19 protein-coding genes and 1 tRNA gene are annotated in these 18,054 nt (G+C 73.4%); 19 read left to right on the forward strand and 1 reads right to left on the reverse strand.

Features of this window, described 5'->3' with window-relative positions; translation table 11 throughout:
• Positions 1-88 precede the first annotated feature (88 nt).
• The 19 genes from M6G08_RS21180 to mnhG all read left to right on the forward strand — a co-directional run bounded on the left by M6G08_RS21180 (position 89) and on the right by mnhG (position 17,511).
• A complete protein-coding gene (locus M6G08_RS21180) occupies positions 89-2,062 on the forward strand; it encodes a sensor histidine kinase (RefSeq protein WP_272588733.1) in 1,974 nt (657 codons plus the stop codon).
• 98 nt (positions 2,063-2,160) lie between these two features.
• Entirely contained in the window at positions 2,161-2,595 is a 435-nt protein-coding gene (locus M6G08_RS21185) for a roadblock/LC7 domain-containing protein (protein ID WP_217253603.1), read from the forward strand.
• Between the two features lie 2 nt (positions 2,596-2,597).
• Complete coding sequence (locus M6G08_RS21190) at positions 2,598-2,972, forward strand: DUF742 domain-containing protein (protein WP_019330485.1); 375 nt, start codon at positions 2,598-2,600, stop codon at positions 2,970-2,972.
• Entirely contained in the window at positions 2,950-3,600 is a 651-nt protein-coding gene (locus tag M6G08_RS21195) for a GTP-binding protein (RefSeq protein ID WP_272588734.1), read from the forward strand. The genes M6G08_RS21190 and M6G08_RS21195 overlap by 23 nt, the downstream gene beginning before the upstream one ends.
• Positions 3,597-4,172: a GAF domain-containing protein gene (locus M6G08_RS21200; protein ID WP_272588735.1), complete on the forward strand. Its 576-nt coding sequence runs from the start codon at positions 3,597-3,599 to the stop codon at positions 4,170-4,172. Before M6G08_RS21195 ends, M6G08_RS21200 begins: the two co-directional genes overlap by 4 nt.
• Positions 4,173-4,360: 188 nt before the next feature.
• Positions 4,361-5,389 (forward strand): L-threonine 3-dehydrogenase, zinc-binding type, encoded by a 1,029-nt coding sequence (gene tdh, locus M6G08_RS21205; RefSeq protein WP_272588736.1) that lies wholly within the window; start codon positions 4,361-4,363, stop codon positions 5,387-5,389.
• Positions 5,390-5,429: 40 nt separating this feature from the next.
• Positions 5,430-6,623, forward strand: coding sequence for a glycine C-acetyltransferase (kbl, locus tag M6G08_RS21210; RefSeq protein ID WP_272588737.1), 1,194 nt, complete (start codon positions 5,430-5,432; stop codon positions 6,621-6,623).
• 41 nt (positions 6,624-6,664) lie between these two features.
• Complete coding sequence (locus M6G08_RS21215; RefSeq protein WP_272588738.1) at positions 6,665-7,567, forward strand: LysR family transcriptional regulator; 903 nt, start codon at positions 6,665-6,667, stop codon at positions 7,565-7,567.
• 46 nt (positions 7,568-7,613) lie between these two features.
• Positions 7,614-8,183 (forward strand): helix-turn-helix domain-containing protein, encoded by a 570-nt coding sequence (locus M6G08_RS21220; protein ID WP_272588739.1) that lies wholly within the window; start codon positions 7,614-7,616, stop codon positions 8,181-8,183.
• Entirely contained in the window at positions 8,180-8,713 is a 534-nt protein-coding gene (locus M6G08_RS21225; protein WP_272588740.1) for a GNAT family N-acetyltransferase, read from the forward strand. Before M6G08_RS21220 ends, M6G08_RS21225 begins: the two co-directional genes overlap by 4 nt.
• A 30-nt stretch (positions 8,714-8,743) precedes the next feature.
• Positions 8,744-9,112 (forward strand): MmcQ/YjbR family DNA-binding protein, encoded by a 369-nt coding sequence (locus M6G08_RS21230; RefSeq protein WP_272588741.1) that lies wholly within the window; start codon positions 8,744-8,746, stop codon positions 9,110-9,112.
• Between the two features lie 164 nt (positions 9,113-9,276).
• Positions 9,277-10,602, forward strand: a complete 1,326-nt coding sequence (locus M6G08_RS21235; protein WP_272588742.1) for an MFS transporter — start codon at positions 9,277-9,279, stop codon at positions 10,600-10,602.
• Positions 10,603-10,707: 105 nt separating this feature from the next.
• Positions 10,708-10,781, forward strand: a tRNA-Pro gene (locus M6G08_RS21240).
• Between the two features lie 117 nt (positions 10,782-10,898).
• Positions 10,899-13,817 carry a Na+/H+ antiporter subunit A gene (locus M6G08_RS21245; protein WP_272588743.1) on the forward strand — a complete coding sequence of 973 codons (2,919 nt, stop codon included), beginning with the start codon at positions 10,899-10,901 and terminating at the stop codon, positions 13,815-13,817.
• Positions 13,814-14,575, forward strand: coding sequence for a Na(+)/H(+) antiporter subunit C (locus M6G08_RS21250; protein WP_272588744.1), 762 nt, complete (start codon positions 13,814-13,816; stop codon positions 14,573-14,575). The genes M6G08_RS21245 and M6G08_RS21250 overlap by 4 nt, the downstream gene beginning before the upstream one ends.
• Positions 14,572-16,239 carry a Na+/H+ antiporter subunit D gene (locus tag M6G08_RS21255; protein ID WP_272588745.1) on the forward strand — a complete coding sequence of 556 codons (1,668 nt, stop codon included), beginning with the start codon at positions 14,572-14,574 and terminating at the stop codon, positions 16,237-16,239. Before M6G08_RS21250 ends, M6G08_RS21255 begins: the two co-directional genes overlap by 4 nt.
• Positions 16,236-16,835 carry a Na+/H+ antiporter subunit E gene (locus M6G08_RS21260; protein WP_272588746.1) on the forward strand — a complete coding sequence of 200 codons (600 nt, stop codon included), beginning with the start codon at positions 16,236-16,238 and terminating at the stop codon, positions 16,833-16,835. The genes M6G08_RS21255 and M6G08_RS21260 overlap by 4 nt, the downstream gene beginning before the upstream one ends.
• The gene (locus tag M6G08_RS21265) at positions 16,832-17,149 is read left to right on the forward strand and encodes an MrpF/PhaF family protein (RefSeq protein WP_272588747.1); all 318 of its coding nucleotides are present in this window, start codon (positions 16,832-16,834) and stop codon (positions 17,147-17,149) included. The genes M6G08_RS21260 and M6G08_RS21265 overlap by 4 nt, the downstream gene beginning before the upstream one ends.
• Positions 17,146-17,511 (forward strand): monovalent cation/H(+) antiporter subunit G, encoded by a 366-nt coding sequence (gene mnhG, locus M6G08_RS21270; RefSeq protein ID WP_272588748.1) that lies wholly within the window; start codon positions 17,146-17,148, stop codon positions 17,509-17,511. The genes M6G08_RS21265 and mnhG overlap by 4 nt, the downstream gene beginning before the upstream one ends.
• A 15-nt stretch (positions 17,512-17,526) precedes the next feature.
• On the opposite strand, the gene M6G08_RS21275 is transcribed toward mnhG, so the two are convergent.
• Positions 17,527-18,054, reverse strand: a complete 528-nt coding sequence (locus M6G08_RS21275; protein WP_217254071.1) for an NUDIX hydrolase family protein — start codon at positions 18,052-18,054, stop codon at positions 17,527-17,529.

Genomic DNA, 18,054 nt, shown 5'->3' on the forward strand with positions numbered 1-18,054 from the left:
GGGCGGCGTAGGTCGCCTGTCCGCGTGGCGTCCGTCCGACGCGCGCATCCCAGGCCCGACGGACCAACGGACCAGTACGAGGACCCCGATGTCTCACCTCCGCGCCCCGGCCGCGCGAGCAGACCGCCGCGAGGGCGGGCGGCACGGCCGGCCGGCCTCCCGTACCGCCCCCGCACTGACCGAGACCCACATACGGCCCCAGCTCCTGCGCCTCGCCGTACTGCCGCCCGTCGCGGTCGCCCTCAGCGCCTGCGCGGTCGTCCTGTTCACCATCCGGTCCACCGGCGTCCGGCCCGGCCTGGTCCTGTGGGGCGTGCTCGCCGGGGCGGTCTCGGTCACCGTCGTGGCCGTCGCCATCGCCGCCGTGGCCGCCGGCCGCGCCGCCCGCTCCGTGCACGACCGCGTCGGCGCCCTGCGGCGCAGCACCGCGCGCGGCGAGGGCGATCTGCGTGCCGTGGTCGAGGCGTTGCGCCGTGGCGAGACCCCGCCCCAGCGCAAGCCGCGCGGTGGACCGCCGGACGACGCCGACGACTTCGAGCTGCTCGCCGCCGACCTCTCCCGCGCCCACGACGGTGCCGTCACCGCCGTCGTCCGCGCCGCCCAGCTCTCCAGCCAGGCGGGCAGCGAACAGAAGCTCGAGGTCTTCGTCAACCTGGCCCGGCGCCTGCAGTCCCTGGTGCACCGGGAGATCTCCATCCTGGACGAGCTGGAGAACGAGATCGAGGATCCGGACCTCCTCAAGGGCCTCTTCCACGTCGACCACCTCGCCACCCGCATCCGCCGCCACGCCGAGAACCTCGCCGTGCTCGGCGGTGCCGTCTCCCGCCGGCAGTGGAGCAACCCCGTCGACATGACCGAGGTGCTGCGCTCGGCCATCGCCGAGGTCGAGCAGTACTCACGGGTCCGGCTGGTCCCCCCGATCGACGGCACCCTGCGCGGCCACGCCGTCGCCGACGTCATCCACCTGCTGGCCGAACTCGTCGAGAACGCCACGCTGTTCTCCGCCCCGCAGACCCAGGTGCTGATGCGGGCCAACCTCGTCACCTCCGGGCTCGCCGTGGAGGTCGAGGACCGCGGGCTCGGCATGCCCGTCGCGGAGCAGAGCCGGATGAACGCCCTGCTCGCCGACCCCGACCAGGTCAACGTCGCCCGCCTCCTCGCGGACGGCCGCATCGGGCTGTTCGTCGTCTCCCAGCTCGCCAAGCGGCACGGCATCACCGTCCGCCTGCAGACCAACATCTACGGTGGTGTCCAGGCCGTACTGGTCGTGCCGCAGGCCCTCTTGGGAGCGGAGCCGGGCATGCTGTCCGGCGGGACGGCCCGGTCGGAGCAGGACGCCGGGACGCAGGCGGTGCCGCCGCCCCCGCGGCAGCCGCGGTCGGCGACCCCCGCGGTGCCACCGGCTCCGGCCGACGGCCCCGGTTCCGTCGTTCCCTGGCCCGTCGTGCCCGCCGCCACGGGACCGGCTCCCACCGCGCCCGGTCTCTCCGCGCCCGGTTCGGCCGTATCAGTTCCCGGTCCCGGTCCTGGTCAAGTTCCCGGTCCCGCGTCCGCCTCCGTCGCACCGCCCGCTGCTCCTCGGGCGGGCAGGGGCGAGCCGGCGCCGCTGCCCGTGCGCGGCGCCCGCGAGGACCGGCCCACGCCGGCCGCCGCCGTGCCCGGAGTCCGGCCGGCCGACCGGGGCGTGATCGCCGAGCACGCGGCCACCCCGCCCGTCCCGCGCCACAGCGCGGTGCGCGGCACCATGGGCAAGCCCCAACTGCCCCGGCGCCGCGCCCAGGAGCACATCGCCCCGCAGCTGCGCGGCGGCCCCGCACCGCGCCAGGAACCCGAGCAGCACGCCGGTCACGACCCCGGCCTGATGGCGGCCTTCCAACGAGGCATCGGCCTCGCGGAGGCCCAGCAGCGCAGGGAGCCGGTCCCCGCCGAGCCGACCCCTCTCAGTCCGGTCTCCGCCGAACCACCCCGCACGGAGCCGGGCCCCACGGACCCGGCACCGACGGACTCGGCGCCGATGGCCCCGGCACCGATGGAACCCACCCGCAGGGACCCCGCCGGATGACGGCGACCTCCCCCACGACCACGACCACGATCACCCCCACCCCCACTCCCACGACCAGCGCTCCCGCAGACCTTCGTACCCCAAGGAGTCGATCCACCATGGCGAGCGATGCGCCGACCGGCCAAGTGTCCGACCTCGACTGGCTGATGAGCGGCCTCGTCCAGCGCGTACCGCACACGACCAGCGCGGTGCTCCTGTCCGCCGACGGACTGGTCAAGTCCGTCCACGGCCTCGACGCGGACAGCGCCGACCACATGGCCGCCCTGGCCTCCGGCCTGTACTCCCTCGGCCGCAGCGCCGGCGTCCGCTTCGGCGACGGCGGCGACGTACGGCAGGTCGTCGTCGAACTCGACTCGACCCTGCTGTTCGTCACCACCGCCGGTTCCGGCACCTGCCTCGCCGTACTCGCCGACCGCGAGGCCGACGCGGCCGTCCTCGGCTACGAGATGGCGATGCTGGTCAAGAGCGTCCGCCCCTACCTCGTCACCGCTCCCCGGCAGTACGCCGTCGAACCACCGGCGATGAGGCCTTGAGGGTGGCCGCGGCCGGCGACGGGCCCTGGCTCGACGACGCGGCCGGACGGCTGGTGCGCCCCTTCACCGTGAGCAACGGCCGTACCCGGCCGACCGTCGCGCTCGACCTGATGTCCCAGGTGATGGCCACGGGGGCGACCCCCCTCGGCTACCTCGGTCCGGAGCACGCGCAGGCACTCGACCTGTGCCGGGCGCCCCTCCCGGTCGCCGAGCTCGCCGCTCACCTGCGGCTTCCGGTGGCAGTCACCAAGGTGCTGCTGTCGGACCTCGTGGACTGCGGCGCGCTGACCACCAAACCCCCCGCCGCGTTCCACCACGACCCAACGGACCGGGCCCTTCTGGAGGCAGTGCTCGATGGACTACGACGACAGCTCTGACTACGGCCGCGGATCCGGACCGGGATCCGGCCACGACACCACCGATCCCTTCCCGACCGCGCTGAAGATCCTGGTGGCGGGCGGGTTCGGCGTGGGCAAGACGACCTTCGTCGGCGCGGTCAGCGAGATCGCGCCGCTGAGCACGGAGGAACTGCTCACCACGGTCAGCGCCGCCACCGACAACCTCGACGGAATCGAGAACAAACTCGAGACGACCGTGGCCATGGACTTCGGCCGCATCACCCTCGACCCGGAACACGTGCTGTACCTGTTCGGAACGCCCGGCCAGGAACGCTTCTGGTTCATGTGGGACGAACTGTGCGAGGGCGCGCTCGGTGCCGTGATCATCGCCGACACCCGGCGGCTCGACGAGTCCTTCGCCGCCGTCGACTTCTTCGAGGAGCGCGGACTCGGCTTCATCGTCGCGGTCAACGAGTTCGACGGCGCCCACCGCTACGACCCCGAGGAAGTGCGTGCCGCCATGGACCTCCACCCCGAGATCCCCATCGTGCGCTGTGACGCCCGGATCTCCAGCTCCGGCGTACAGACCCTGCTCACCCTCGTACGCCACCTCATCGACCACACCCCGGCCTCCACGACGGGGTACGGGGCCGGAGCCCGCCCATGAGCTATGACCCGCCGCGCCCGGTCGGACGCCTGCTGCTCACCCCCGAGGACCGGGAGGCGCCAGCCCGGGTGCGACGGCTGCGACGACTCGGCCTGGTGGAACGCCCGGACCCGGCCCTCGACACGTTCGCGGCCCACCTCGCCGGTCTCGCCGAGGCGCCGTACGCGATGGTCAACTTCCTGGTCGAGGGCGGGCAGTTCTTCGCGGGCCTGCGAGTGCCCGAGATACCGCCGGTGACGCGCGACGACGGCACCAGCCCCGAGTTCGGCCGCGTCCAGCCCCGCGACCACGGCTTCTGCCCGCACGTCGTGGTCCGGCGCAAGGCGCTGGTCCTGGAGGACGTGCGCGACTACCCGCGCTTCGCGGGCAACCCGGTGGTCGACGCGTTCGGCATCCGCTCCTACCTCGGGGCCCCGCTCATCGACAGCACGGGGACGGTGCTGGGCACGGTGTCCGCGTCCGACGTGCGGCCCCGCACCTGGGGAACGACGGGCCTGGCCACGATCAAGTCGACGGCGGCCGACCTGGTGCGACGCATCGAACGCAGCGCGGAGGACGGGCTGCCGCTGTGAATCGCAGGGCAACCGGACGCCTGGGGCGGGCGGCGTGAAGGAAAGCTGCGGTCGGGCTTAAGAAAGGCTCGATGGACCCGGGGCGGTCTCGTACGGCAGATTGCTGTGCGATTCCCCTCCCCATCCCGGACGCGGGCGGCTTCGGCGTGCCCGGCGCCGGGACCTCACCCCCGTCAGGAGCCGTAGCGTTGAAGGCGCTGGTCAAGGAGAAGGCGGAGCCCGGGCTGTGGCTCGCGGACGTGCCCGAGCCCGCCGTCGGACCCGGTGACGTACTCATCAAGGTGCTGCGCACCGGCATCTGCGGCACCGACCTGCACATCCGGGCCTGGGACGGCTGGGCGCAGCAGGCCATCCGCACCCCGCTCGTCGTCGGCCACGAGTTCGTCGGCGAGGTCGTCGACACCGGCCGCGACGTCACCGACATCAAGACCGGCGACCGCGTCAGCGGCGAGGGCCACCTCGTCTGCGGCAAGTGCCGCAACTGCCTGGCCGGACGGCGCCACCTGTGCCGCGCCACCGTCGGCCTCGGCGTCGGCCGGGACGGGGCGTTCGCCGAGTACGTCGCCCTGCCCGCGTCCAACGTGTGGGTGCACCGCGTCCCCGTCGACCTCGACGTCGCCGCGATCTTCGACCCGTTCGGCAACGCCGTGCACACCGCCCTGTCCTTCCCGCTGGTCGGCGAGGACGTCCTCATCACCGGCGCCGGACCGATCGGCCTGATGGCCGCCGCCGTCGCCCGGCACGCCGGCGCCCGCAACGTCATGATCACCGACGTGAGCCAGGAGCGCCTGGACCTCGCCCTGAAGGTCGGCGTGAGCCTCGCCCTCGACGTCTCCAAGGCGTCCGTCGCCGACGGACAGCGCGAACTGGGCCTGCGCGAGGGCTTCGACATCGGCCTGGAGATGTCCGGCCGCCCCGAGGCGCTGCGCGACATGATCGCCAACATGACGCACGGCGGCCGGATCGCGATGCTCGGCCTGCCCGCCGAGGAGTTCCCCGTCGACTGGGCCCGGATCGTCACCTCGATGATCACTCTCAAGGGCATCTACGGCCGCGAGATGTTCGAGACCTGGTACGCCATGTCGGTGCTGCTCGAAGGCGGCCTCGACCTCGCCCCCGTCATCACCGGCCGCTACAGCCACCGCGACTTCGAGGCCGCCTTCGCCGACGCCGCCAGTGGCAAGGGCGGCAAGGTCATCCTCGACTGGACCGCGTGAGACACCGCGTCCGACGTACGTATTCCTAGGAGCTTCCAAGATGTTCGACTCCGTGCGCGACGACCTGCGCGCCACCCTCGACGAGATCCGCGCCGCCGGCCTGCACAAGCCCGAGCGCGTCATCGGCACCCCGCAGTCCGCGACCGTGAACGTCACCGCCGGCGGCCGCCCCGGCGAGGTCCTCAACTTCTGCGCCAACAACTACCTCGGGCTCGCCGACCACCCCGAGGTCGTCGCCGCCGCCCACGAGGCGCTGGACCGCTGGGGCTACGGCATGGCCTCCGTGCGCTTCATCTGCGGCACCCAGGAGGTCCACAAGGAGCTGGAGGCCCGGCTCTCCGCGTTCCTCGGCCAGGAGGACACGATCCTCTACTCCTCCTGCTTCGACGCCAACGGCGGCGTCTTCGAGACCCTCCTCGGCCCCGAGGACGCGGTGATCTCCGACGCCCTCAACCACGCCTCGATCATCGACGGCATCCGCCTGTCCAAGGCCAAGCGCTTCCGGTACGCCAACCGCGACCTGGCCGACCTGGAGACCCAGCTCAAGGCCGCCGGCGACGCCCGCCGCAAGTTGATCGTCACCGACGGCGTCTTCTCCATGGACGGCTACGTCGCCCCGCTCGCCGAGATCTGCGACCTGGCCGACCGCTACGACGCCATGGTGATGGTCGACGACTCGCACGCCGTCGGCTTCGTCGGCCCCGGCGGACGCGGCACCCCCGAGCTGCACGGCGTCATGGACCGCGTCGACATCATCACCGGCACCCTGGGCAAGGCCCTCGGCGGCGCATCCGGCGGCTACGTCGCCGCCCGCGCGGAGATCGTCGCCCTGCTGCGCCAGCGCTCCCGCCCGTACCTCTTCTCCAACACCCTCGCCCCGGTGATCGCCGCCGCCTCCCTCAAGGTGCTCGACCTGCTGGAGTCGGCCGACGACCTGCGCGTGCGGCTCGCCGAGAACACCGCCCTGTTCCGCCGCCGGATGACCGAGGAGGGCTTCGAGATCCTCCCCGGCGACCACGCCATCGCGCCGGTGATGATCGGCGACGCGTCGAGGGCGGGCCGGCTGGCCGAGCTGCTGCTGGAGCGCGGCGTGTACGTGATCGGCTTCTCCTACCCGGTCGTCCCGCAGGGCCAGGCCCGCATCCGCGTGCAGCTGTCCGCCGCCCACTCCACCGAGGACGTGAACCGCGCGGTGGACGCCTTCGTGGCGGCGCGGGCGGAGCTGGACGCCTGACGCGTGCGTGACCCGTACGCACCGGTGAGAGAATCGATCCCGTGATCGAAGCGCGGCGGCTGCACATCCTCCGGGCGGTGGCGGACCACCGCACCGTGACGGCGGCCGCCGCCGCGCTCTACCTCACCCCCTCGGCGGTCTCCCAGCAGCTCGCCGCCCTGGAGCAGGAGACCGGGCACCGTCTGGTCGAGCGCGGTGCCAAGGGCGTACGGCTGACCCCGGCCGGGGAGATCCTGCTCAGCCACACCAACGCCGTCCTCGCCCAGCTGGAGCGCGCCGAGGCCGAGCTCGCCGCGTACAGCTCCGGACAGGCGGGCACGGTCACGGTCGCCTCCTTCGCCACCGGCATCGCCCTGGTCGTCGCGCCCGCGCTGGCCCGCCTCGCCGAGTCGGCGCCCGGCATCCGCATCCGGGTCCAGGACGCGGAGGGCGACGCCAGCCTGCCGATGGTCCTGGACCGGCAGGTCGACGTGGCGGTCGCCGTCGAGTACCGGGGAGCGCCGCCCGCCGACGACCCCCGCCTGACCCACGTCCCCCTCTACGCCGAGCCCTTCGACGCGGTCGTCCCGGTCGCCCACCGGCTCGCCGACGCCGCCGAGGTCCCGCTCGCCGAGCTGGCCAAGGACGCCTGGATCGGCCCCTACCCGGGCAACCCGTGCCATGACGTCGTGGTCCTGGCCTGCGAGAACGCCGGCTTCCAGCCCCGTATGGAGCACTCCTCGGACGACTTCCGCGCGGTGGTGTCCCTGGCCGCCGCAGACGTCGGCGTGGCGCTCGTCCCGCGCTCGGCGCTGCACGGCACCGACCTCACCGGCGTCGTCGTCCGCCCCGTCGACGGCGTCGCGCCCACCCGCCGCGTCTTCGCCGCCGTACGCCGGGGCGCCGAGGAGCACCCGCTGATCCGCCCGGTACTGGACGCGCTCGGCGAGGCGGCGCGGGCGTGAGACTTCCGTAACGCGGACGTCTCATCCGCGGGATAGCTTCCCGGACATGAGAGACGACGTCGATTCCGTGGACGCCCGCCTCGCCGCGCGGCTGGCCGAACTGCGCACCGAGCGCGGCTGGTCCCTGGAGGAGCTGGCGGAGCGCACCGGGCTGAGCCGGTCCACGCTGTCGAGGACCGAACGGGCCGAGACCAGCCCCACCGCCTCCTTCCTCAACCGGCTGTGCGCGGTCTACGGACGGACCATGTCCCGGCTCCTCAGCGAGGTCGAGGCGGAACCCGCGCTGCTGGTGCGGGCCGCCGAACAGCCGGTGTGGGAGGACCGGCCGGCCGGGTTCGTACGCCGCTCGGTGTCCCCGCCGAACGCCGGACTGCGCGGTGAACTCGTCGAGGGCCGCCTCGCCGCGGGCGCCGACATCGCCTACGACCGTCCGCCCGTACCCGGCCTCGAACAGCACGTCTGGGTCCTGGACGGTGCCCTGGAGATCACGGCGCAGGACGTCGCGCACCACCTCGCCACCGGGGACTGCCTGCGGATGCGGGTGTGGGGGCCGACGCGGTTCCGGTGCGCCGGTCCCGCGCACGTGCGCTACGCGCTGGCGGTGGTGCTGCCGTGAGGGTGAGCCGGGTCGACGAGCACGGACTGACGGCGCGGCTGGACGGGCTGGCCGGTCTGCTGGCGGACACGGTCGCCGGCGGCGCCTCCGTCGGTTTCCTCGCACCGCTGGGCCACGAGGAGGCCGCCGCGTGGTGGCGCGGGCGGGCCGCCGCGGTGGCCGCCGGCCGGCTCGCCGTGTGGGTGGCGCGGGAGGGCGGGCGGGTGGCCGGGACCGTGAGCCTCGCGCTGCCGGACATGCCCAACGGCCGCCACCGCGCGGAGCTGGTCAAACTCATGGTGTCCCGCGAGGCCCGCGGCAGGGGAGTGGGCCGCGCCCTCCTGACCACCGCCGAGGAGGCGGCAGCGGCGGCCGGCCTCACCCTCCTCCACCTGGACACCGAGAGCGGCAGCCCCGCCGAACACCTCTACCGCTCGGCGGGCTGGACCCGGGCCGGGACGATCCCCGACTACGCCGCCGGCCCGGGCGGCGGGCTGCGGCCGACGACCCTGTACTTCAAGCAGGTCGGCGTCTCCTCCGTCGCCGGGTGATTGTCAGTGCCGGCGGCTACGGTGCCTGACATGCCGGACGCAGAAGACGTACGCCGTATCGCCCTGTCCCTGCCGGACACGACGGAGAAGACCGCCTGGAGCATGCCCACCTTCCGGGTGGCGGGGAAGATGTTCGCCACGCTGCCCGAGGACGAGACCTCCATCGCAGTGCGCTGCCCCAAGGAGGAGCGCGACGAACTGGTGCTGGCCGAGCCGGACAAGTTCTGGATCGCCGGTCACGAGGCGCAGTTCGCGTGGGTGCGGGCCCGCCTCGGGGCGCTGGAGGGTGAGGAGGAGCTGCGCGACATCCTCGCCGACTCCTGGCGCCAGGCGGCGCCGACCCGGCTGCTGGAGGCCCATCCCCGGCTGGGGCTGCCGTCCGGGGGGTCCGGGGGCTGAAAATCCCTCGGGCGTTGTCAGTGCCCCGTGGCATGATCCGAGGACACGCGTGGCAGCCGGGGCCGGAGGGGGGCTCCGGCTGTCAGGAGCACGAGACGTGGGGACGGGCGGAGGCCGCACGGGGCGGACGCCGGCGGAGCCGGCCGGGGAGGGGATGGCGCGGGATGACCAGTGGGTCGTCGCAGACCGGGCAGGAGCGGGCGGCAGACGGAAAGGCGGCGCGGGCCGTCTGGTCGCGGGACTTCGCGCTGTTCTTCACCGCCCGGGCGATCGCCCGGCTCGGGGACACCATGCTCCCGGTCGCGCTCGCCGCGGGCCTGCTCCAGCACGGGTACGGGGCGGGTGCGGTCGGCCTCGCCATGGCCGCGACGGCCGCCGCCTTCGCCGGCCTGGTCGTCTTCGGAGGAGTCCTCGCCGACCGCTTCAGCACCCGCAAGCTGATGATCGGCGCCGACCTGGTGCGGCTCGGTACCCAGGCCCTGGCCGCCGCCCTCTTCTTCTCCGGCCACGTCGTGCTCTGGCAGATCTGCGCCATCGGGTTCGTCAACGGCGTCGCGGGCGCCGTCTTCCAGCCCGGTGTCGCCAGCACCGTGCCCCGGCTCGCCTCCGACGTCCAGAACGCGAACGGCGCGATACGCGTCGCCGAGTCCGCCGCCCAGCTGGCCGGGCCCGCCGTCGCCGGCCTCCTGGTCGGCTTCGCCTCGCCCGGCGGTGTCTTCGCCGCCCACGCCACCACGTACGCGATCAGCGCCCTGTGCCTGCTGCTGCTCCGGCTGCCCCCGCTCGCGCCGGGCCGCCGGGCCGTGGCCGGCCGCGGCTCCAAGGCGTTCCGTGCCGACCTGGTCGAGGGATGGCGGGAGTTCCGTGCCCGCCGGTGGCTGTGGGGCGTCATCGCCGTCTGGTGCGTCTACATGATCGCCGTCTGGGGGCCGACCGTCCCCCTGGTGGCGACCGAGGTGGTGCGGGAACACGGACCGCGCGCCTACGGCCTGGTCAACTCCGCCCTGGGCGCCGGCACCGTGGTCGGCGGTCTCCTCGCGCTGCGGCTGCGGCCCCGCCGGATGCTCCGCGCCGGCGCGATCGCCCTCGTCGGCTTCGCCGCGTTCCCCGCGAGCGTCGGCGCCGGGCTCGGCGTGCCGGCCATGGCGGCCGGCGCCGCCGTCGCCGGGGCCGGGATGTCCTTCTGGGGCGTGATGTGGGCGACCAGCGTGCAGACCCAGGTCCCGCCGGACGTCCTCAACCGCATCCACGCCTACGACGTCGCGGGCTCGCTGGCGATGATGCCCGTCGGGCAGGCCCTCGCCGGCCCGGCCGCCGCGGCCCTCGGCGCCGACCACGTGCTCCTCGTCGCCGGCGTGACCAGCTTCGGGGTGTGCGCCGCCCTGCTGCTGATACCGGCGGTCCGCGGACTGGTGCGGGTCGACGCCACCGCGGCCGCCTCGGAGCGGACGGCGGGGGCGCCCGAGCCGTCCCGCGCGGAGAAGCGCTGACCGGCCGGTTCCGGTCCCCGGAAAAGCGATGCGCGACCACCGGCCCGAGTGCGGTATGGTTTTCCTGCGCGTTCGGCCGGGGGAAACCCCAGGTCAGGCGGGCAACGGGACGTGGCGCAGCTTGGTAGCGCACTTGACTGGGGGTCAAGGGGTCGCAGGTTCAAATCCTGTCGTCCCGACTGGAGACAGTCGTTTGAACGAGGGGCGGTTCCGGAGAGATCCGGAACCGCCCCTCGATTGTTCTCCCTGCGGCGTGCCTGGACGCTCAGGCGAGATGCCCGATATATCACTGTCGGGTGTCCGTGCTCATTCTCTGCCACTTCGCGCTCGCGCTGTTCGCCGCGCCGCTGGTGAGATGGTGCGGGACCCGTGTCTTCCTCCTGCTGGCCCTGCCGCCCGCCGCGACGGTCCTCTGGGCGGCCACCCGGTGGAGCACCACGGCCGCGGGCGGCGCCGACACCGCCGAGTGGGCCTGGCTGCCCGCCTACCGGGTGGACTGGGCGCTGCGGCTGGACGCCCTGGCCGAGCTCATGGTGCTGCTCGCCGCGGGCGTGGGCACCCTCGTCCTGGTCTACTGCGTCTCCTACTTCGACGACCGGTCGCGGCAGCTCGGCAGGTTCGCCGGGAACCTCCTCGCCTTCGCCGGGGCGATGCTCGGTCTGGTCCTCGCCGACGACCTGATCCTGCTCTACATCTTCTGGGAACTGACCACCGTCTTCTCCTACCTGCTGATCGGCCAGACCAGCGACCACAAGCGGAACCGGCGCAGCGCCCTGCAGGCCCTGACGGTCACCACCCTCGGCGGACTGACCATGCTCGTCGGCTTCCTGATCCTGGGTCACGAGGCCGGCACCTACCGGATCTCGGCGATCCTCGCCGACCCGCCGCCCGCGTCGGCGGCGCTGTCCACGGCGGTCGTGCTGATCCTCGTCGGCGCCCTCTCCAAGTCCGCGATCTGGCCGTTCAGCCTGTGGCTGCCCAACGCCATGGCGGCGCCCACCCCGGTCAGCGCCTATCTGCACGCCGCCGCCATGGTCAAGGCCGGCGTCTACCTCATCGCCCGGCTCGCCCCCGCCCTCGCGGAGGTCACGCCCTGGCGGCCGCTGCTGCTCGTCCTGGGCTCCGCGACGATGCTGCTGGGCGGCTGGCGGGCGCTGCGCCTCAACGACCTGAAACTCGTCCTCGCCTACGGCACGGTCAGCCAGCTCGGCTTCCTCACCGTCCTCGCGGGCGCGGGCCGCCATGACACCGCCGTCGCCGCCACCGCCATGATCCTCGCCCACGCCCTGTTCAAGGCCCCGCTCTTCCTCGTCACCGGGATCGTCGACCACGCCACCGGCACCCGTGACCTGCGAAAGCTCTCCGGGCTGGGGCGCCGGCTGCCCGCCGTGTGCGCCGTCGCCGTCGTCGCCGGGCTGTCCATGGCCGCCGTTCCGCCGCTGCTCGGCTTCACCGCGAAGGAAGCCGCGTTCCAGTCCCTCCTGGACGGCGACGCCGCCGACCGCTGGGCGCTCGCCATGACCGTCGTCGGCTCGGCCCTGACCACCGCCTACACCCTGCGGCACCTGTGGGGCGCCTTCGCCCGCAAGCCCGGCGTCCCGGACACCGAGGCGCACACCGTGTCACCGGCCTTCCTCGCCCCGCCCGCCGTACTCGCCCTGGCCTGCCTCGTCCTCGGACCCGGCGTGCCCTGGCTCCAAGGGCTCCTCGGCACCTACGCCGAGCAGTTCCCGGCGCCCGCACACCCGTACCACCTGGCGCTGTGGCACGGGGCGGGCCTCGCCCTCGGCCTGTCCTGCGCTTCCTGGGCGGGCGGGGTGCTGCTCTTCCTCGCCGCGGGCCCCGTCCAGCGGATCGGCCACCTCCTGGCCTGGCGCTCCGCCGACCGCAACTTCGGACGGCTGCTGCTCGCCCTGGAACGCACCGCCCTGCAGACCACCGGCTTCGTGCAGCGCGGCTCGCTGTCGGTGTACCTGGTGACGACGATGAGCGTGGTCCTCGCCGGACAGCTCGCCGTCCTGATCGTGGACGAACCCTGGACCTCGGTGCCAGCCCCCCGGCTGTGGGACCACCCGGCCCAGGCCGGTGTCGCGCTGCTGACCTGCGCCGCCGCCCTGCTGTGCCTGGGCGTGCGGCGCCGGATGAAGGCCGTGGTGTTCGCCGGCCTCACCGGGTACGGCACCGCGCTGCTCTTCGTCGCGCAGGGCGCGCCCGACCTCGCGCTGACCCAGTTCTGCGTGGAGACCGTCTCGATGATCGTCTTCGTGCTGGTGCTGCGCCGGATGCCGGTGCACTTCGAGGAGACCTACAGCCGGGCCCGGCGCGCCCTGCGGATGCCGGTGGCGCTCGTGGGCGGTGCCGCCGTCGCCTTCGTCGTCTGGATCATGGCGGGGCACCGCCGGGCCGACAGCGCCGGGGCGGCGATGGTCGAGGAGACCGCCGACCACGGCCTGAAGGACGTCGTCGCGACGATCCTCGTCGACCTGCGGGCCTGGGACACGATGGGGGAGTCAGCGGTGCTCGTCGCCGCCGCGATCGGCGTCACGAGCCTCATCTACCTGCACCGCCGCACCGACGCCGCCGAGCAGCCCGTACTGCCGCTGCCCGGGGACCACCCGCACGCCGCCCTGCGCACCGCCTGGCGGGCGACGTCGTACGAATCGGCGGGCCTGCCCAGCGGCGACGAGGGCGCGCCGGAGCGGACCTGGCTCGCGGCCAGTTCCACCCTCGCCCCGGAGCGCCGCTCCGTCGTCCTGGAAGCGGTCGCGCGCCTCATCTTCCACCCGATCCTCGTCCTCTCCGTGTACCTGCTGATGTGCGCGGAGAACCTGCCGGGCGGCGGCTTCGTCGGGGGCCTGACCGCCGGTGTCGCCTTCATCGCCCGCTACCTCGCGGGCGGACGGCACGAACTCGCCGACGCCGTGCCCGCCAAGCCGGGCCTGTTCACCGGCCTCGGCATGTTCCTGTCCACCGGGGTCGCGCTGGGCGGGCTCGCCGAGGGCACGGTGCTGCACGGCTGGACCTGGCACGGACACCTGCCCGTGTGGGGCGACGCGCACCTGTCCACCGCCGTCCTCTTCGACTGCGGCGTCTACCTCCTCGTCCTCGGCGTGGTCCTCGACATCGTGCGGGCCCTCGGCGCCCGCATCGACCGGCAGATCGAACGGGCCGCCGCCGGACGGCCGGCCCCGCGCGGGGAGGCGGGCCCCGCATGACCGTGAGCCTCTCCCTCCTGGTGGCCGCCGCCGTCCTCTGCGCAGCCGGCGGCAGCCTGCTGCTGACCCGGTCCCTGACCCGGATCCTGCTCGGCGCGGTGGTCCTCGGCAACGGCGTCAACCTGCTGGTCCTCAGCTCGACCGGCAGTGCGGGTGCCCCGCCGCTGCTCTACCCGCAGGTCATCCGCAACCGGGTCACCGACCCGCTGCCCCAGGCCATCGCCCTCACCGCGATCGTCATCACCCTCGCCACCACCGCGTTCCTGCTCGCCATGGCCTACCGCAGCCACCAGGTCACCGGCTCCGACGAGATCAGCGACGACACCGAGGACCGGCTGGTCGCCCTGCGCGCCGAGTTCCTCGACCGGCGCGGCGAACTGCGCGACCGCTACCGCGAGGCCCGTGCCGAACCCGGCACCGACCCCGAACTGGGCGCCCGCTACCGCGCCGCGCGCAGACGGCTGCGCCGCCGGGTCCGCGAGGAACGCGCCTACCAGGCCCGCGCCAACGACGTCTCCGGCAACATCTGGAACGACATCCTCGGTGCCGACCCCGAGGACTACCGCGAGGGCCGGGAACTGGGCTCCACCGACGCGACGGGCCGCCCGGGACCCGCGCCCGCCCGCGTCGCCGGGCCGTCCAACGACCCCGAGGAGTCCGGACGCGAGCCCGACTCCCACCCCGGCGAGGACTCCGGCCACCCACCGCCCGACCAGCCCGACGACCCCGGGGGCGCCGGCACGGAAGGAACCAGGTGAACGCGCTCGTCCCCCTCCCCGTCCTGCTGCCCCTGTGCGTCACCGGCCTGAAGCTGGCCATCGGACCCCGGCTCCAGCGGTTCCAGCGCTTCATCACCCTCGCCGTGCTCGCCGCGGTCCTCGTGCTCTCCGTGATCCTCATGGTGGCCGCCGACCGCCACGGCCCGCTCAGCGTGCACCTCGGCGACTTCGCGCCGCCCATCGGCATCACCCTCGTCGCCGACCGGCTCGCGGGCCTGATGCTCACCGTGTCCAGCGCCGTCACCCTGCTCGTCAACCTGTACTCGCTCGGCCAGGGCATGGCCGACCGCGACGACCAGACACCGGTCGGCGTCTTCCACCCCGCCTACCTCATCCTCGTGGCCGGCGTCTCCTGCACCTTCCTCGCCGGGGACCTCGTCAACCTCTACGTCAGCTTCGAGATCATGCTCGTCGCGAGCTTCGTCCTGCTCACCATCGGCGGCACCGCGACCCGCATCCGCGCCGGGTCGACGTACGTGATCATCTCGCTGTTCTCCTCGGTGCTCTTCCTCGTCGCGATCGCCATGACGTACTCGGTCGCGGGGACCGTGAACTTCGCCCAGCTCGCGGGACGGCTGCAGGAGGTGCCGGCCGGGGCGCGCACCCTGCTGGAGGCCATGCTGCTGACGGTCTTCGCCATCAAGGCGGCGGTGTTCCCGCTCGCGGCCTGGCTGCCCGACTCCTACCCGACCGCCCCCGCGCCGGTCACCGCGGTCTTCGCCGGTCTGCTGACCAAGGTCGGCGTGTACTCGATGCTGCGCACCCAGACCCTGCTCTTCCCCGGCCACCGCCTCGGCGACGTGCTGATGCTCGCCGCCCTCGCCTCCATGGTCGTCGGCATCCTCGGCGCGGTCGCCCAGACCGACCTGAAACGGGTGCTGTCCTTCACCCTCATCAGCCACATCGGCTACATGGTGTTCGGCATCGCGCTCGCCGGGCGGGGCTCGATCAGCGGCGCGATCGTGTACGTGGCCCACCACATCACCGTGCAGACCACCCTCTTCCTCGTCGCCGGGCTCGTCGAACGGCGCGACGGCACCACGGAACTCACCCGGCTCGGCGGCCTGGCCAAGTCCGCGCCACTGCTCGCCGTGCTGTTCTTCGTGCCCGCCATGAACCTCGGGGGCATCCCGCCGCTCTCCGGGTTCATCGGCAAGCTCGGCCTGATGCGGGCGGGCGTCGACGACGGCGGCGGCTGGGCCTGGGCGCTGGTCGCCGCGTCCGCCGCCACCAGCCTGCTCACCCTCTACGTGATGGCGAAGGTCTGGAACCTCGCCTTCTGGCGCGACGCGCCGCCGGGGACCGAGGGCGAGGGCAGGGTGCTGGAGTCCGCCGAGGACGATCCGGGCGACGACAACAACGACGACAACGGCGACAACGGCGAGGACGAGGAGGCGAGGGCGACCGGGGCCGGGCGGAGCCTGCCGGTACCGGCGGGAGCCGTGGTCTCCGCCGGATTCCTGGGGCAGTCCATCACCACCACCAAGCGGCTGCCCTGGCCGATGCTGGTGGCGACCGGCGCCGCCGTCGCCCTCGGCCTGCTCTACACCGTGCTCGGCGGTCCCCTGACCACCTTCACCGACGCAGCCGCCGCCGAACTGCTCGCCCGCACCCCCTACATCGAGGCGGTGCTCGGCCGATGAGCGACCTCTGGCGGGACCGTTCCCCCTACAGCTGGTCGTTCCGCATCGGCGGCGGCAGACGCATCCTCGACCTGCCGCTCGTCGCCTGGCTCACGGTCATCTGGATCCTGCTGTGGGGCACCCTGTCCTGGGCCAACCTCGTCAACGGCGTCATCGTCGCGGTGTCCCTGTGCCTGGCCTTCCCGCTGCCGGCCGTCGACCTCGGCCTGCGGCTGCGCCCGCTGGGCATCCTGCGGCTCGCGGCCTACCTGCTGTACGACATGTTCGCCTCCAGCGTCGCGGTCACCCGGCAGATCTTCGCCAAGGGCCCCTACCGCGCCGCGGTCGTCGCCGTGCCGCTGCGGGTGCGCAGCGACCTCATGCTCACCGCCACCACCGTCGCCGTCTCGAACGTGCCGGGCGGCTCCGTGATCGAGGTGCGCCGGTCGACGGCCACCCTGTTCCTGCACGTCCTCGACGCCGACGACCCCGGCGAGATCGAGCGGGCCCGGCGGCAGGTGTGGCGCGTGGAGGCACTCGTCGCCCGCGCCTTCGGCACCGTCGAGGACATCGCCCGCGCCGCCCGTCCCGTACCGGAAGGGAACCCTTCGCCGTGACCACCCTGCACGACGTCGAGGAGGCCGTGCTGGTCGCCTCGCTGGTGATGATCCTCGTCGCGGGCGCCCTGCTGCTGTACCGCATCTGGTACGGCCCGTCGATGCTGGACCGCGCGGTCGCGCTGGACGTGGCGGCGGCGCTCATCATCGCCGGCATCGCCGTCAAGGCCGCCCACGACGGCGACTCCTTCTACTTCCCGGTGATGCTGGTGCTCGCCTTCCTCGGCTTCACGGGCTCGGTGGGCATCGCCCGGTTCATCGCCGTACGCGACCGGCCAACGCGGCGGGCGGACGGCACGGAGGACCACCGGTGAACGCCTGGACCGAGGCCGCCGACCTGATCGGGGTCGTACTGCTCTTCCTCGGCTGCCTGCAGTGCCTGCTCGGAGTGATCGGGATGCTCCGCCTCCCCGACGTGCTCTCCCGCAGCCACGCCGCCACCAAACCGCAGACGCTCGGCATCCTCCTCGTCCTCGCCGGGGTGACGCTGCGGCTGCGGCACAGCATCGACATGGGCACCCTCGCGCTCATCGTCTTCTTCCAGTTCCTCACCAGCCCGGTCGCCTCCCACCTGGTGGCCCGATCCGCCTACCGCACCGGCCAGACCGGGTCCCGGGGCCTGCTCCGGGACGACCTGGACCCGCAGTTGAGCGACGGGGAGCAGCGAGGGGAGTAGCCCCGCCGCAGCCGTTCAGACCACGCAGCCCGCGTGCGCCAGCGCCTGCTTCAGCAGCACCCCGTGCCCGCCCGGCATCTCGCTCTGCACCGCCTCGGACAGCGCCTCGCGCGGATCGAACCAGACCAGGTCCAGCGCGTCCTGCCGGGGCCGGCAGTCGCCGGCGACGGGCACGACGTAGGCAAGGGACACGGCGTGCTGCCGGGGGTCGTGGTACGGCGTCACCCCGTGCGTGGGGAAGTATTCGGCCACCGTGAACGGCTGGAGCGAGGCGGGCACCCGCGGCAGCGCCACCGGGCCGAGGTCCTTCTCCAGGTGACGCAGCAGGGCGTCCCGGACCCGCTCGTGGTGCAGGACCCGCCCGGAGACCAGCGTCCGGCTGACCGTCCCGTCGGGGCCGATGCGCAGGAGCAGGCCCACGCTGGTGACTTCGCCGCTGTCGTCGACGCGCACGGGCACCGCCTCGACGTACAGGATCGGCATGCGGGCGCGTGCCATCTCCAGTTCGTCGGTCGTCAGCCAGCCCGGCGTGGTCTCGGTCAT

The sequence above is a fragment of the Streptomyces sp. M92 genome (genome assembly GCF_028473745.1).
Lineage (GTDB): Bacteria > Actinomycetota > Actinomycetes > Streptomycetales > Streptomycetaceae > Streptomyces.